Origin of the sequence: Halorubrum sp. Atlit-28R, from assembly GCF_003665955.1 — an archaeon.
Taxonomy (GTDB): Archaea; Halobacteriota; Halobacteria; order Halobacteriales; family Haloferacaceae; genus Halorubrum; species Halorubrum tropicale.
The window spans coordinates 84,418-99,744 of sequence record NZ_QPLS01000006.1; the positions used below are offsets into that span (position 1 = coordinate 84,418).

Here is a 15,327-nt window from a genome sequence, read left to right on the forward strand (position 1 = left end):
CATGGTAACCCAGCGCATCGTCGACCACTGCCTGTCGGTCGACGCCGACCGGCCGGACCTCCCGGCGCACCTCCTCGACTGGTTCGCGGTCGCGGTCGGCGGCGCGACCCACGCGGACTCCACCCCGGCGATCCTCGACGGCGTCCGGAAGATCGCGGGCCCGACGCCCGACCCCGAGAGCGACGCCGCCGCGACGGTCCTGCCGAACGGCGAGCGGCTGACCCCCGCGGACGCGGCGCTCGCGAACGGCGCGCTCGCGCACAGCCTCGACTTCGACGACACCCACCTCGCCTCCTCGCTCCACCCGGGCGCACCGGTGATCGCGGCCGCGCTCGCGGCGGCCGAGGGCGAGGGCCCGGAGACGCCCGCGGACCGGTTCCGCGCGGGCGTCGCGGCCGGCTACGACGTGGCCTGTACCGTCGGCGAGGCCGTCGGGCCGGACGCCCACTACGACCGCGGCTTCCACGTCACCGCGACCTGCGGGACCTTCGGGGCCGTCGCGGCGGCGGGCGTGGTCCGCGGCCTCGACGCCGACGAACTGCGGGACGCGTTCGGGATCGCGGGGAGCCAGGCGGCCGGCTCGCTCCAGTTCCTCGCGAACGGCGCGTGGAACAAGCGGCTCCACCCCGGGCTCGCGGCGCGCCGCGGCGTCGAGGCGACCGACCTCGCGGCCGTCGGGGTCGTCGGTGCGGCCGACCCGCTCGACGGCGAGCACGGCTTCTTTTCCGGCTACTCCGACGAGCCGAACCCCGCCGCCGTCGACCGGATCGGCGAGCGCGACGCGGTCGCGGAGACGGGCCGCAAGCCGTACCCGTGCTGCCGCTACCTCCACGCCGCGATCGACGGGCTTCGAGAGATCGCTCCCGCGGTCGACCCCGACGCGGTCGAGGGGATCGAGGTCGCGATCCCGAGCGCGGGCGTCCGGCTCACGGGCGAGCCGATCGCGGCGAAGCGGCGCCCCGAGGGGTTCGTCGACTGCCAGTTCTCCGCGCCGTTCGCCGCCGCCGTGACGCTGACCGAGGAGACCGCCGACGCAGAGGCGTTCCTGCGCGCGGTCGGGCGCCTCGACGGGCCGCCGCGGTGGGACGACACCGAGATCCGCCGGCTGATGGACGCGACGAGCGTGGGAACGGATCCGGCGATCGAGACGCGGTTCCCGGAGGAGTGGGGCGCGCGGGTGACCGTGACCGCCGGCGGCGAGACGCGCGAGGCGTCGGTGCGCGTCCCACTGGGCGAGCCGGAGAAGCCGATGTCGGCCGCAGAGACGGAGGCGAAGGCAGCGGGCCTGCTCGCGGGCAGCGGCGTCGACGCCGACCGGCTGGCGGCCGTCGTCGAGTCGCTCTCCGGGCGGTCCGTCGCGGACCTCGTCGACGCGGCGACGGCGGAGTGAGAGGGAGTCTCAGTCGTCGTCGGACGGCTTCCCGACGATGACCGGGCGGTCCGCGTTGAGGATGACGGACTGGCTGACGCTGCCGAACAGCGCCTTCCCGACCGGGGAGCGCTCGCGCATCCCGAGCACGATCGAGTCGACGTCGCGGTCGGCCGCGACCGCGAGGATCGCGTCCGCAGCGTCGCCGACGTGGAGCTCCCGGTCGTGGGAGATTCCGAGCTCGTCGAGCCGCGCCTCGACGGCCTCCAGCGAGTCCGGGATCCCGCGGAGGTCCTCGATCGACTCGTTGATCTCGTCGATGACCGACGAGCCCGCCTCGTCGGCGGGCGCGTCGACCGACTCGTACACGTGCAACAGCGTGACCTCGATCTCCGCGGCGTCCGCCGGGAGCGATTCGAGGATGTCGACCTGCGAGAGCGCGCGGTCCGTCTCGATGTCGACGGGCAACAGGACGTGGTACATACGGCGGGATTGAACGCCGCCCTTCTTAAACACTCCCGCCGGATCCGAGGGCCCGCGAACGCCACGCCTCGGCGAGTCAGTCGGGGATGAGGCGACGGCGCACCGGATCAGTCCCGCCGCGTCGCGAACCGCGCGACCGCGGTCGCCGCCAGCGCGCCGAGCGCCGCGATGACCGCCAGGACGACGAACAGCTCCCGGGGCCCGGCGCGGGTGAGGACCGTCCCGGCCAGCGTGGAGCCGAGCGCGCCGATCCCGAAGATCCCGACGTACGTGTAGCCGAACGAGAGGCCGCGCGCCTCGCTCGGCGAGTAGGCCGCCACCGTCGCCTGCGAGAGCGGCTGGACCGTGAACAGCGCGACGCCGAGGGCGAGCGACACCGCGACGAAGGTGGCAACCGCGCCGGTCGCCGGGACGAAGAGCAGCGCGAGCGCCGATAGGACAGTCATCACCGCGACGAGGCCCCGCTCCGGCGGGACGCGGTCGGCGATCCGGCCGCCGAGGTACTGGCCGAGCACCCCGACCGTGAGCACCGCCACGTACAGGTACCGGCCCACGTCGAACTGGTCGGCGTAGGGGCTCTCGGGGTCGACGATCTGGAGGTCGACGAGGCCGCCCAGCACGTCGCCGAGCAGGTCCGGGAGGAACGTGAGGAACGTGCGGTAGTAGAGGCCGCTGAACGTGACGAACGCGAACACGATCAGGAACCCGCCGGCGACGAGGGCCCGCGTGTCCGTCGCGAGCGACGACAGCGAGACCTCGCCTTTGGTCCCGCCGGCCGAGTCGCTCGACTCGCCGTTCGGATCTTTCCCGTCCGGATCAACCCCGTCCGGATCCTCCACGTCCCCGGACTGAAGCGCCGCGTCCACGTCGACGGTGACCCCGTACGCCGCGACGGCGAGCGCGGGCAGCGCGAGCGCCGCCGTGACCAGCCGCCAGTCGAACGCCAACAGCAACAGCGCGGTCGCTAGGGGGCCGAGCGCGATGCCGAGGTTGCCGCCGATCCCGTGGTAGCCGAGCGCGGTCCCGCGCCGCTCGACCGCCTTCGAGAGCAGCGACAGCCCCGCGGGGTGGTAGACGCTGGCGGTGAGCCCCCAGATCGCGATGGCCGCGGTGAGGACTGGGAGCGTCGGCGCGACGCTCACGAGGAGGAACGAACCGGCCATCCCGACGAGGCAGGCGAGGATGAGCGGCTTCGAGCCGAAGCGGTCGACCAGGATGCCGCCCGGCAGCGCGCCGACGCCGAACAGCCCGTAGCCGAGCGTGACGACGACGCCGAGCGCGGCGGCGGTCGTCGAGAACCGCTCGACCCACACCGTCAGCAGGATCGGGATCGACAGCTCGTAGGTGTGGACGAGCCCGTGCGACCCCGCGGTGAATCCGACGATCCGGCGCTCGGCGGCGTCCATGTCGGCCGACGGTTCGGCGGGTCGGCTGATAACGTCGGGGGTAGCCGCCGCGGTTGCCGAGAGTCGGGCGCGCGTCGGTCGGGGGACGGCGCCGGAAGCGCTACTCCGCCATCGCCGTCTCGCCGACCGGCGGCTCGGCGCGGATGACGGCGACGACGAGGACGGCGGCGACGACGCAGATCCCGGCGAGCAGCGTCCAGCTCGCGCGGTACGTGGCGGTGTCCGCGAGGTAGCCGAACGCGGGCGGGGCGAACAGCGCCCCGGAGGTCAAGGCGACCTGACAGCCGGCGGTCGCGCTCCCCATCTGGTCGGCCGGGACGAGCGTCGCCATCACGGAGTAGTAGACACCCGTGAAGCCGAGGACGAAGAAGCCGAGCGCGGCGAACGCGACCGCGGCGGTCGCCTCCGTCGAGGTCCGGGCGACGACGAGGAACAGCCCCGCGCTCGCGAGCGTCTGGACGAGGAGGATGCCGCCGATCCGGACCTGCGGGTCGCCGGGGAGGCGGTCGGAGAGCCACCCGCCGAGGAGGCGCCCGCCGCTGCCGAACAGCTGGACGACCGCCAGCACGGTGCCGGCGAACGCGACCGACGCGCCGACGGACTCCTCGACGTAGAGGACGGTGTACCCCGTGGTCGTGAAAAGCGCCGCGCCGAGGAACAGCCCGGCGACGACGAGCAGGACGTACGGCCGGTTGCCCGCCAGGCCGCGGAGGTCCGGCCGGCTCGCCGTCCCGCCGCCCGCGCCGCGGTAGAGGACCCCGAAGACGAGCGCGACGAGGAAGCCGAACCCCGCGGCGATCAGGAAGCCGGCCTGCCAGAAGAGGTACCCCGCGAGCCCGGTGACGAGCAGCGCGCTGATCCCGCTGCCGCCGGTGACGCCGACCTGCTTGATCCCCATCGCGGTGTTCTGCCGGCCGGGCTGGACGCTGTCGTATATCGCCTTGTTCGTCCCCGGCATCGCGACGCTGTAGACGGAGCCGAGCAGGAAGACGGCGACGAGGAGGAGGGCGTAGGAGGGCGCGCCGGCGACGAGGACCATCCCCGCGGCGAGGCCGACGAGGCCGAGCGAGAGGGTCTTCCGCTCGCCGACGCGGTCGGTTATCGCCCCCACCGGCAGCAGGAACAGCGCGTACCCGAGCGTCAGCGTCGTGACGACGAGGCCGACCTGAAGCCGGGAGAGCCCGAACTCGTCGCGGAAGAACGTCGTCGCGGCGAAGACGGTGTAGTAACAGACGCTCGCGGACACCTGCCACAGCGTCACCAGGGAGACGGTGCGCCAGTAGGAGCGGTCCATTCACCGCCCGCCACCACGTCCCGGTTCATAAGCGGTGCCGTCGCGGCAACCCGACGGCGCGGCGACCTCACGGGCGACAACCTCGGGGGCGGCCGGATCGCCCTTTCCGCGGCGCGAACTGCCCGGTCACGAATCCTTATGAGCCGCGGCCGGGAGGTGTTCCCATGACGCAGGACTGGCGGGACTCGGTCGAACTCACCGAGCAGCAGTCGCTCGTACGGCGCAGCGTCCGGGACCTCTGCGCCGAGTTCGGCGACGAGTACTGGCGCGAGCGCGACCGGACGGCGACGTACCCCACGGAGTTCGTCGACGCGCTCGCCGCGGACGGCTGGCTCGGCATGCTCGTGCCCGAGGAGTACGGCGGCGTCGGCATGTCGACGAGCGAGGCCGTGGTGATGATGGAGGAGATCGCCGCGAGCGGCGGCGGCTTCGCCGGCCCGCAGTCGATCCACGGCGGGATCTACAACTCCGTCCCGATCGTGAAGTACGCCGACGAGGGGCTGAAGGCGGACCTCCTGCCGCGCGTCGCCGACGGCGAGGCGCGCATCCAGGCGTTCGGGCTCACCGAGCCGAACGCCGGCTCCGACTCGACGGCGATGGAGACCAGAGCCGAGCGCGACGGCGACGAGTACGTGGTCAACGGCGAGAAGGTGTGGATCTCGCGGGTCGAGGACAGCGACTACCTCCTCCTGATGGCGCGGACGACGCCCAGAGACGAGGTGGACAAGCGCACCCGCGGCATCTCGATGATCCTCGTCGACCTCGAGGAGGCCTACGGGAACGGGCTGGAGATCGAGCGGATTCCGAAGACCGCGAGCCGCGCGGTCCACTCCTACCAGCTGTACTTCGACGACCTGCGCGTCCCCGCGCGGAACCTGATCGGCGAGGAGGGCGAGGGGTTCTACCAGGTCCTCGACGGGCTCAACGAGGAGCGGCTGGTGATCGCCGCCGAGTGCCTCGGGCTCGGCGAGGTCGCCCTGGAGCGCGGCATCGAGTACGCGAACGAGCGCGAGGTGTTCGGCGGCCCCATCGGCGCCAACCAGGCGGTCCAACACCCGCTCGCGGAGGCGTACGCCGACCTGCTCGCGGCCAAGAAGGTGATCTACAGCGCGGCCGACCGCCTCGACGACCTCGAACGCACCGCGGCGGGCGCGGAGGCGAACGTCGCGAAGTACCTCGCCGCCGAGGCCGCGTTCGAGGCGGCCGACGCCGCGGTCCAGACCCACGGCGGCTTCGGGGTCGCCCGCGAGTACGACGTGGAGCGCTACTTCCGCGAGGCCCGCCTGACGCGGCTCGTCCCCGTCACTCAACAGCTCGCCTTGAACTACCTCGGCGAGCGCGTGCTGGGGCTGCCGCGGTCGTACTGAGCGACCGCTCGCGGCGCGGAGACGACGGTGAAGAAGAGAGCGGAGAGGGTGGAAAGAAAGCTGGACGACGGACGGCCGCGGAAGCGGGTCGCCGGCCGGGTTACCGCTTCCGGCCGGAGATCATGCCCGCCGCGCCGCGCAGGGTCCCCAGCGGGTTCGGGCGGCCGATGACCGTCTGGAGTCCGTACAGCGCGAGGACGGCCGCCAGGGCACCGACCTGAACCATCTGCATCGGGTGGACCATCGCCAGCACGCCGGCGACGAAGAAGGCGATCCGCAGCCCGTACGTCTGCCCGCGGCCGAACACGAACTGGTAGTTGATCCCGTGGATGATCGCGAGCGAGCCGAGCATCGCGAGCACGCCGGCGGACAGCGAGGCGTAGTTGAAGCTCCCGGAGACGAGCTCGGGGTGGTAGGCGAAGGCGAAGGGAAGGACGAAAAGCGGCGCGGAGATGCGCAGCGCCTCCTTACAGCTCCCCCAGAAGCCGCCGCCGGAGATGCCGCAGGTGACCGCGACGCAGGTGGCGATGGGCGGCGTCAGCCCCGCCAGGATGGCGGCGTAGAACACGAAGAAGTGGCCCGCGAACTCGGGCACCGCGAACTGGTTGATCAGCGTCGGCGCGACGAGCAGCGCCACGACCGTGTACGCGGCGGTCGTCGGCATGCCGAGGCCGAGGATGATACAGATGATCATCGCCAGCATGAACGCGACGATGGCGATGCCGCCCGACAGGTCGAGCAGCGTGAGCGAGATGGCGGTCGGGACGCCCGTCGCCATCAGGATGTCGACGACGCCGTTGATCGCCGCGAGGATGATCGTCACCGGCGCGACGACGATGACCCCCTCGCGGAAGCCGTCGATCGTCTGTTCGAGCGTCTCGACGAACGCCTCGCGGTTGCTCTCGCCGTCGAGGGCCGCCTGAATCTGCGGGACGCCGATCCCGAAGGCGATCATCGACAGCGCGGTGTACAGCGCCGCCGTCATCACCGTGTACTGGAGCACGCCCAGCACGTAGATCAGGATGACGAGCGGCACGCCGTACTTCACGGACTCCAAGACCACCGTCCGGCGGTCCATCCGATCGCCGATGAGGCCGTCCATCTCGGGGTCGTCGATCTGCGGGGCCGCCACGTAGTGGACGGCCATCGCGATGGAGACCACGAGGACCGCGGCCGGGATCAGCCCGGCGATGATGACGTCGACGTAGGTGACGCCGGTGATGAGCGACGCCATGATGAACGCCCCCGCGCCCATCACGGGCGGGAGCACCTGGCCGGCGGTCGACGCGACCGCCTCGATGCCGCCAGCGGTCTCCGGTTTGATCCCGTTCTCCTTCATCAGCGGGATAGTGAACGAGCCGGTCATCCCGGCGTTTGCGGTCTGACTCCCGTTGACGGAGCCGATGACCGCGCTCGCGATGACGGCCGTCTGGGCGATCCCGGAGTCGACGTACTTCGCCGAGCGGACCGCCAGTCGCAGGATGAGGTCGAACGCGCCGTACGCCTTCAGCAGGCCAGCGTACAGCAGGAACAACGCGATCCACGCGGCCACCAACCGGGTGAGGAAGCCGAAGAAGCCGTCGACGCTCACCACGAGGATCCGGAGGATGCGCGAGGGGCTCAGGCCGCCGTGGCTCAGGGCGCCGGGCATCTGCGGGCCCGCCAGCCCGTAGCCGATGCCGATCAGCACGACCGCGAGGAAGGTGATCCCGAACGAGCGCCAGGTCAGGTAGATCATCGCGAGCGTGAACGCGAACGCCAGCATGATCTGCGCCTCCGTCGCGCGCCCGACCGTGTCGATCGCGACCTGCTGGTAGTTCAGGAAGAGGTAGCCGCTCGTTCCCAGGGTTATCAGCCCGGAGACGACGAGCAGCGCCGTCTCGATCCAGTTGCCCTCGATCAGCGGCTCGTCGAGCTCCGAGAGGACGTACAGCCCGAGGATGCCGCCGAGGAACGCGACCGCGTACTGCCCGCGGGGCATCTGCTGGGTGTACGAGTACCACATGACGATCGTCCAGAACGGAATCGAGTAGCAGATGAGCGCCATCCGGAGCCGCTCTTCGATCCCGGAGCCGAGCCAGAGGATCGCCGCGGCCACGACGGCGACGCCGCCGACGCCGGCGATGCCGACCATCGTCGTCGACCCGTCTATCTCGGTGCCCAGCAGCGCGGGCGCGACGACGGTGGGGCCGAAGACGACGGCCACCCAGAGCGGCAGCGAGAGGAGATAAAGCCAGAGCTGTCTCCTGCCGCGGTCGCCGTCCGCGAGGTCGAGCGACTCCTCGTCGGCGAGCAGGCTGTCCTCCGCTACGTCGGGGTCAGTCGGCGGATCGGTCGGGTCGGGTGGTGTGTCGGGGTTAGTGGCCATCCGTCAAAGGGTGAAAGGGGGTGGTCAGGGTGGTTGTGCGCGCGTCGTCGGGGCTACTCGTCGCCGCGGCTCCAGGAGTCCTCCCAGACGTCGTTGTCCTCGAAGAAGTTCGCCACGCCGGCGTGGATGTCGATCTCCGGGATCACGGTCTGGGTCATCGCTTCGGGCGAGTACTCCAGCGTCGTCGGGTCGGACTCGCGGAGCGTCTCCTCGTGCTCGATGGCGAGCCGGCAGATCTCCTCGGTCGCGCGGGCCGGGATGTCGGGGCTGAACGCCCACTGGCCGGCGAGCGACCAGGTCGTCATCGTGTCGGTGTAGGCGGTGACGTCCTGCTCGTACCCGTACGGCTCGACCTCCTCGAGGATCGCGCCGGGGTGCTCCTCGATGACCGAGCGGAACTCGTCGTCGACCTCCAGCAGGTTCAGGCCGCCGCCGGAGCGGACGTCGACGTTCTGACACCAGCCGGAGAGGGCGACGCCGTTCGCGCCGTACAGACAGAGCGCGTCGACGCGGCCCTCCTCGACGGCGCCCGGAATGTCGCCCGTGTCGAGGTTGAGGATCTCGTTCGGCTCCCACAAGCCGGCCTCCTTGAGGATCTCCTCGGTGAGCAGTCGCGTCCCGAAGCCGGGCTGGATCGGGTAGATCGTGTAGCCGCCCTCGCGGAGGTCGGCGACGGACTCAACGCTGTCGTTGAGGCCGACCCAGTGGATCTGCAGCGAGGTGAACAGGAAGCCCTGGTTCGGCAGGGTGTCGACGGGGTCCTCCGCGAACGGCCCCTCCTCGTTGAGCGCCTTCGCCAGCGAGTTGTTGTCGACGCCCATCGCCGGGATGTCGCCGTTGTCGTAGGCGTACAGGTTCGCCGTCCAGCCCTGCGTCTCCTGAACGGAGATGTTCAGGAAGTCGCTGTGCTGGGAGGCGGCGCGGGCGAGCGCCTGGCCGGCCGCCTGCGTCGAGCTGCCGGTGGACGTGCCGCCGATGGTGACCGTCACGTCGCCGCCGCCGTCGCCGCCGTCACCGCCGTCGCCGCCGCCGGAACAGCCGGCGAGTCCGACGGCGCCCATCGCGGCCGCGCCCTTCACAACGTCACGTCGAGTCGTCTTGTCACTATCTACCATGTAGATCCGCCAACATCGTGGACCGCTAAAAGGGTATCGTCGCGCCCGAGAATTGACGGAAAGCGAGGGGATCGACCGGAAAACGAAACTACGGTCCGAGTAACAGTCCGGGTTTTTTCACTGCTTACGCGTTGGAAAAGCAGATCTCGCGGGGTTACGAGTCAGTCGACCCCCACGAGAACGCCGATGGAAGGTGATGCGGCGTGTTTCCCCCGTCCTCGGCCGCTCGCGCGCGGTACGCTTCCAGGTCCTCGCGGAAGGAGGGATCGGCCACCGCGATCAGCTCCTCGGCGCGCTCGCGGGGCGACAGGCCGCGGAGGTCGGCGACGCCGTGCTCGGTGACGACCACGCTCGCGTCGTGCTCGGAGTGGTCGACGTGCGGCGTCAGCGGGACGACCCGAGAGACGTCGCCGCCGACCGCCGTGGAGGGGAGCGCGACGACGCCGAGCCGGCAGTTGCGGGCGAAGTCGCCGCCGCCGCCGATACCGTTGACGACGCGGGTGCCGCCGATGTGGGTGGCGTTCACGTTGCCGTACAGGTCGACCTCGACGGCGCTGTTGACGCCGACGACGCCGAACCGGTCGATGAGTTCGGGCGCGTTCGACACGTCCGCCGGGCGCAACACCACGTCCTCGGCGTAGCGCTCGACGTCCGCGAACAGCCGCTCTTGCCCCTCGCTCGACAGCGCCAGCGACGTGGCGCTCGCGCCGCGGAGGTCGCCCGCGTCGAGCATGTCGAGGAGGCCGTCCTGGACGACCTCGCCCACGTACGCCACGTCGCGGTCGCCGAAGTCCACGTCCGCGAGCGCGCCCATCAGCGCGTTCCCGAGGCTGCCGACGCCGAACTGGAGGTTCACGGCGTCGGCGAGCAGGGGGTTGCGGTCGAGTTCGGCCTCCAGGAACCCGCCGAGGTTCGCCGCGATGGCCTGGTCGGTGGCGGAGACCTCGCGGAACTCGTAGGGGTCGTCCGGGCGGTCCGTCTCCACGACCGCGGCGAGCTTCTCGGGGTCGAACCCGACCGCCGGGCCGCCGGTCTCGCCGAGGGGGTCGTCGAGCGGGATCGGCGCCCGGTTCGGCGGGTCGTCGCGGACGTGGACGTCGTGGACGCGGGCCAGGTCGATCGGCTGCGCGCGGTTCACCTCGACGATCAGGCGGTCGGCGGCGCCCACGTACGCGGGCGTGTGGCCGATGGAAGTGGAGGGGACGAGCCAGTCGGGCCCGACCGCGACCGCCTCGACGACCGCTATCGTCTCGCCGCGCATCCCCGCGCGGAGGCCGCCGAACCGCACCTCGTCGGCGAGCCGCGAGATGTGGCGGTCGTGGAAGGCGAGCCGGCCCTCGTTGGCCGCCTCGCGGGCGGTCTCGTTCGGGACGAACGGGTAGCGCCGGACCATGTCGCCGGACTCGACGAGGTCGCGGTCGATCTCGTCGCCGACGCCGCCGCCGGAGACCACCGTCAGCTCGCGCTCGCCGTCGGCTGCGGCGACCGCCTCGGGGACCAGCTTCGGGTAGCCGACGCCGCCGAAGCCGGAGACGAGCAGCGTCGCGGTCTCGGGGACGAGCGCGGCCGCCTCCTCGGGGGCCGCGAAGGGCAGGTCGCCGCCGAGCCGCGTCGCCGGGACCGGGTCGTCGAGGGTGGGCGCCGTGGGACCGGAGGGCGCGGGCGTCACTCCAGGTCCTCCGGCTGGGTGCCGATCCCCTCGGGCCAGCCCGTCGGCTGCGCCGCGCTCGGCTGCGCGTGCGACCGCCTGAGCACCATCGGCGTGCGCTCCAAGGAGAGCACCAGCTCGTCGTCCTGGTTGTACGTCCGCAGCTCCGTGGTGACGATGCCGACGTGGTCGCGCGAGGAGGACTCGCGCTTCTCCAGCACCTCGGACTCGGCGAACAGCGTGTCGCCGTGGAAGACGGGCGCGTGGTGGCGGATCTTATCGTACCCGAGGTTCGCGGTCGCGTTCGCCGACACGTCGATGACGCTCATCCCGACCGCCAGCGCGATGACGAAGGTGCCGTCGACGAGGCGCTCGCCGAACTCCGTCTCGGCGGCGTACGCCTCGTTGAAGTGCATCGGGTTGAGGTTCATCGAGAGGTTGGTGAACCAGACGTTGTCCGTCTCGGTCACCGTCCGCCCGTAGGGGTGTTTGTACACGTCACCCACCGCGAAGTCCTCGTAGTAGCGCCCCTCCCAGCCGCCGACGAGCCGGCGATCCGTCTCCTCGCCGTCGTGTGCGTCGCTGTCGCGTGCCATACCGCTCCCGACAACGAACGACTAAAAGAGGATTGCGCTCGCGGCCCCGTCCGCCGGATCGGTCACGCCGTCGGAACCGGCCGCACCGGCGTTACAGCGACGACGTGTACAGCAGCAGGCCGACGGAGATGACGGTGACGAGCAGGATCCACCCGACCATGATGATCCCCATCTGCCGGTGCGTGAGGTTCGTGCCCTCGAGTATCTCGGAGGCGCCCATACGCCGACGGATTCGCCGAGAGTATTTAATCGCTTCCAACGGACGAAGCGGACTCGCGGGCCTAACGAGCGAAGGAAGCGAGCGCAGGAGTGGACTCGCGACGTTGCTCGCGGCGCAAAAACGTGGACTCGCGGGGGTCCCGCGAGCGAACGCAGTGAGCGAGTGGGACCACGCGAGGGAACGACTGAACGACTGAAAGGAGTGAAGGAGTGGACTCGCGGGGATTTGAACCCCGGGCCTCTTCCTTGCGAAGGAAGCGATCTGCCACTGATCTACGAGCCCTCACGACGAAGCAATCGCCGTTCGTATTTGTACCTTACCTTTCGCCGACCGGTGCGCGAGAGGCTCCCACCCGTCGACCGAACCGATTCGGCCGGTGTCCCCGACACCCGCGAACCCGGCCGGCACCGACGGGATTAGGTACCGCGAGCGCGAATTTGCTGATACGACGCGGATTCTCGCCGCCGGCAGCCGATTAACGTTTTTGAGACGCATCCCACATTCGTTACCCTTTTGACCGCGGACGACCGAGCGTTCGGTATGTCAGACGCGACGGCGACCGACGCGGCGGCCGACGTGGATCCGGCCGCGCTCGCGGCCCTCAAACACGTCGGGCTGGTCGGCGGCCTCTCCGAGACGAAGGTGTCGTGCGCGGCGCTGGGCGACCAACTCGACGCCTCCACGCAGACCGCCTCCCGGCGCCTCCAGACGCTCGAATCCGCGGGCTACGTGGAGCGCGACGTGGTCAGCGACGGGCAGTGGGTCCGCGTGACGGACGCGGGCGAGGCCGCGCTCCGCGCGGAGTACGCCGACTACCGCCGGCTGTTCGAGTCGGACGTCGAGCTCTCGCTCCGCGGCGCGGTCACCGGCGGGATGGGCGAGGGACGCCACTACATCACCCTGCCGGGCTACGCCGAGCAGTTCCGCGAGCGGCTCGGCTACGACCCGTTCCCGGGGACGCTCAACGTGAACCTCACGGAGGAGAGCGTCCGTCGCCGCGGCGAGATGGCGAGCATCGACGCCGTGCCGATCGACGCGTGGGAGGGCGAGGACCGCACCTACGGCGCCGCCACCTGCTACGGCGTCACCCTCGTCGCGGACGGCGAGCACTACGAGGAGGTCCACGCCATCGTTCCCGACCGGACCCACCACGACGACGACCAGCTCGAACTGATCGCGCCGGACCGGCTGCGCGACGCGCTCGACCTCGAAGACGGCGACAGCGTGGAGGTCCGCGTCGAGCCCGCGAGCCGCGCCGACGAGCCCGGGTCGGCCGCGGTCGAGACGGAGGTCGCCTGATGCGCGCCGACGTCGACGCCGACCCGGACGCCGCGGGGGCCGACGCCGGCGAGACCGCCGAGGGGACGGACCCGGTCGAGCGCGCGCTCGACGCCTTCCGCGCCGGCGACCCGGTCTGCGTCCACGACTTCGCGGACCGCGAGGGGGAGACGGACATCGTCTACCCCGCGGGCGCGGTCGACGAGGCCGCGGTCGCGCACATGCGCAACGACGCCGGCGGCCTGATCTGCGTGGCCGTGAGCGACGCGGTCGGCGACGCGTTCGACCTGCCGTTCCTCGCGGACGCGCTCGACCACCCCGCGGTCGACGACGACCCCGACTACGACGACCGCTCCTCGTTCTCGCTCCCTGTGAACCACCGAGAGACGTTCACGGGGATCACGGACGCGGACCGCGCGAAGACCATCGTCGAGGTGGCGGACGCGGCCGCGCGCGTCCGCGACGACCCGACCGCGTACGGGCCCGAGGAGTTCGCCGCCGAGTTCCGCGCGCCCGGCCACGTCCACGTCCTGCGCGGCGACCGCGACGGCCTCGACGGCCGGACCGGTCACACCGAACTCGGCCTCGCGATGGCCGAGGCCGTCGGCGCCGCGCCCGCCGCCGTGGTCTGCGAGATGCTCGACGACGAGACGGGCGACGCGCTCGCGCCCGCGGACGCCGCCGCCTACGCGGCTCGCCGCGACATCCCCTACGTCGAGGGCGCGGCGCTCGTCGAGGCGCTGAAGTAATCGACCGTCGTTTACTGTCGGCGCGCGCCTGCGAGCGGCCGCCCCCGGCGACCGCTCGCCAGCGCGTGCGAGGGACGCGGCGACCGGAGCGAAGCGGAGGGAGCCGCGAGGCTGGGGAGGCGTGAGGCGCTGTGCGGCGCCGCGCGGGACTCAAACGGGCAGTCGCGAGGGCGGCGCAGGCGTTCACGAGAGCTTCGCTCTCGTGAGCCAATCAGAACGCGGAGCGTTCTGATGACGACGCAAGCACTGGAAGGACGAACGAAGAGAGCGACTGAAGCGCACAGCGAGCGTGCGCCGTCCTCGCGACTGGGGCTTTGGAAGTGTTCGTCGTCGATCCGCAGTCTATTGTCTATAGGTGAACGGCTGGGGCTTCGGAGATGTTCGCCGTCGATTTCTCAGAGAACTCCGAACGCGATTCCTCGCGACAGCCCTGACCGGTTGTCACAGTTTTAAGCCCGCCGACCGCAACCACGAACCATGGGATTCGATGAGATGGACGTCGACACGATCTGGAAGAACGGGGAGTTCCTCGACTGGGAGGACGCGACGACCCACGTTCTGACGCACGCGCTCCACTACGGGAGCGGCGTGTTCGAGGGCGTCCGCTGTTACGACACCGAGCGGGGGCCGGCCATCTTCCGGTGGGACGAACACCTCGACCGGCTGTTCGACTCCGCGAAGATGTACGACATGGACATCGAGCACTCCCGCGAGGAGATAACCGAGGCGACCCTCGAACTGCTCGACCGACAGGACCTGGAGTCCTGTTACATCCGGCCGATCGCCTACTACGGCTACGACTCGCTCGGCGTCTCGCCGAAGGACTGCCCGACCGACCTCGTCCTCGCTGCGTGGCCGTGGGGCGCCTACCTCGGCGAGGAGGCGCTCGAGGACGGCGTCGACGTGATGGTCTCCTCGTGGCGGAAACACGCGTCCTCGCAGGTGCCGACGAACGTGAAGACGACCGGCCTCTACGTCAACTCCATGCTGGCGGGCGAGGAGGCGCGCCGGAACGGCTACGTCGAGGCCATCGTCCTCAACAAGGAAGGCAACGTCGCGGAAGGGCCTGGCGAGAACGTCTTCATGGTGAACGACGGCGAGATATACACCACCGGGCCCGCCCAGTCCATCCTCGAAGGGATCACCCGCGACACCGTGATCGCCCTCGCCGAGGAGCGCGGCTACGAGGTCCACGACGAGGCCGTCATCTCGCGAGGGCAGCTGTACACCGCCGACGAGCTGTTCTTCACGGGATCCGCCGCGGAGGTCACCCCGATCCGCTCGGTCGACGACACGGAGATCGGCGCGGGCACCCGCGGCCCGGTGACCGAGGAGCTCCAGAGCGCCTTCTTCGACCTGGTCGAGCGCCGGACGGACGACCACGACGAGTGGTTCACGTACCTGTAAGCCGCGCGACTCCGTCTCGGTAGACCG

13 protein-coding genes and 1 tRNA gene are annotated in these 15,327 nt (G+C 70.8%); 5 read left to right on the forward strand and 9 right to left on the reverse strand.

Translation table 11 applies throughout. From position 1 onward, the window contains the following. Window position 1 precedes the first annotated feature (1 nt). Complete coding sequence (locus tag DVK06_RS11085; protein WP_121600314.1) at window positions 2-1,390, forward strand: MmgE/PrpD family protein; 1,389 nt, start codon at window positions 2-4, stop codon at window positions 1,388-1,390. A 9-nt stretch (window positions 1,391-1,399) separates the two neighbouring features. Here the strand turns inward: DVK06_RS11085 and DVK06_RS11090 are convergent, their stop codons facing one another. From DVK06_RS11090 to DVK06_RS11100, 3 genes are all read right to left on the reverse strand, one after another. Continuing rightward, window positions 1,400-1,852, reverse strand: a complete 453-nt coding sequence (locus tag DVK06_RS11090; protein ID WP_121600315.1) for a universal stress protein — start codon at window positions 1,850-1,852, stop codon at window positions 1,400-1,402. Window positions 1,853-1,959: 107 nt separating this feature from the next. Further along, window positions 1,960-3,258, reverse strand: coding sequence for an MFS transporter (locus tag DVK06_RS11095; RefSeq protein ID WP_121600316.1), 1,299 nt, complete (start codon window positions 3,256-3,258; stop codon window positions 1,960-1,962). A gap of 100 nt (window positions 3,259-3,358) precedes the next feature. Next, complete coding sequence (locus DVK06_RS11100; protein ID WP_121600317.1) at window positions 3,359-4,552, reverse strand: MFS transporter; 1,194 nt, start codon at window positions 4,550-4,552, stop codon at window positions 3,359-3,361. Window positions 4,553-4,716: 164 nt separating this feature from the next. On the opposite strand from DVK06_RS11100, the gene DVK06_RS11105 reads away from it, so the two are divergent. Next, the gene (locus DVK06_RS11105; RefSeq protein WP_121600318.1) at window positions 4,717-5,919 is read left to right on the forward strand and encodes an acyl-CoA dehydrogenase family protein; all 1,203 of its coding nucleotides are present in this window, start codon (window positions 4,717-4,719) and stop codon (window positions 5,917-5,919) included. A gap of 100 nt (window positions 5,920-6,019) precedes the next feature. On the opposite strand, the gene DVK06_RS11110 is transcribed toward DVK06_RS11105, so the two are convergent. From DVK06_RS11110 to DVK06_RS11130, 6 genes are all read right to left on the reverse strand, one after another. Further along, on the reverse strand, window positions 6,020-8,287 hold the full coding sequence (locus tag DVK06_RS11110) for a TRAP transporter fused permease subunit (RefSeq protein ID WP_121600319.1): 2,268 nt from the start codon (window positions 8,285-8,287) through the stop codon (window positions 6,020-6,022). 53 nt (window positions 8,288-8,340) lie between these two features. Then, entirely contained in the window at window positions 8,341-9,366 is a 1,026-nt protein-coding gene (locus DVK06_RS11115; protein ID WP_121600320.1) for a TAXI family TRAP transporter solute-binding subunit, read from the reverse strand. A 190-nt stretch (window positions 9,367-9,556) separates the two neighbouring features. Continuing rightward, window positions 9,557-11,071, reverse strand: coding sequence for an acetyl-CoA hydrolase/transferase C-terminal domain-containing protein (locus DVK06_RS11120; RefSeq protein ID WP_121600321.1), 1,515 nt, complete (start codon window positions 11,069-11,071; stop codon window positions 9,557-9,559). Further along, window positions 11,068-11,646 carry a MaoC family dehydratase gene (locus DVK06_RS11125; protein ID WP_121600322.1) on the reverse strand — a complete coding sequence of 193 codons (579 nt, stop codon included), beginning with the start codon at window positions 11,644-11,646 and terminating at the stop codon, window positions 11,068-11,070. Before DVK06_RS11125 ends, DVK06_RS11120 begins: the two co-directional genes overlap by 4 nt. 91 nt (window positions 11,647-11,737) lie before the next feature. After that, window positions 11,738-11,866 carry a hypothetical protein gene (locus DVK06_RS19595; protein WP_255410365.1) on the reverse strand — a complete coding sequence of 43 codons (129 nt, stop codon included), beginning with the start codon at window positions 11,864-11,866 and terminating at the stop codon, window positions 11,738-11,740. A 210-nt stretch (window positions 11,867-12,076) separates the two neighbouring features. Further along, window positions 12,077-12,148, reverse strand: a tRNA-Ala gene (locus tag DVK06_RS11130). Window positions 12,149-12,406: 258 nt separating this feature from the next. Between DVK06_RS11130 and DVK06_RS11135 the strand changes: the two genes are divergently transcribed. The 3 genes from DVK06_RS11135 (at window position 12,407) to DVK06_RS11145 (ending at window position 15,300) form a co-directional block, all read left to right on the forward strand. Then, a complete protein-coding gene (locus DVK06_RS11135; RefSeq protein ID WP_053772432.1) occupies window positions 12,407-13,165 on the forward strand; it encodes a DUF120 domain-containing protein in 759 nt (252 codons plus the stop codon). Next, a complete protein-coding gene (gene ribB / locus DVK06_RS11140; protein ID WP_121600323.1) occupies window positions 13,165-13,893 on the forward strand; it encodes a 3,4-dihydroxy-2-butanone-4-phosphate synthase in 729 nt (242 codons plus the stop codon). The genes DVK06_RS11135 and ribB overlap by 1 nt, the downstream gene beginning before the upstream one ends. A gap of 477 nt (window positions 13,894-14,370) precedes the next feature. Next, complete coding sequence (locus tag DVK06_RS11145) at window positions 14,371-15,300, forward strand: branched-chain amino acid transaminase (protein WP_053772430.1); 930 nt, start codon at window positions 14,371-14,373, stop codon at window positions 15,298-15,300. Window positions 15,301-15,327 lie beyond the last annotated feature (27 nt).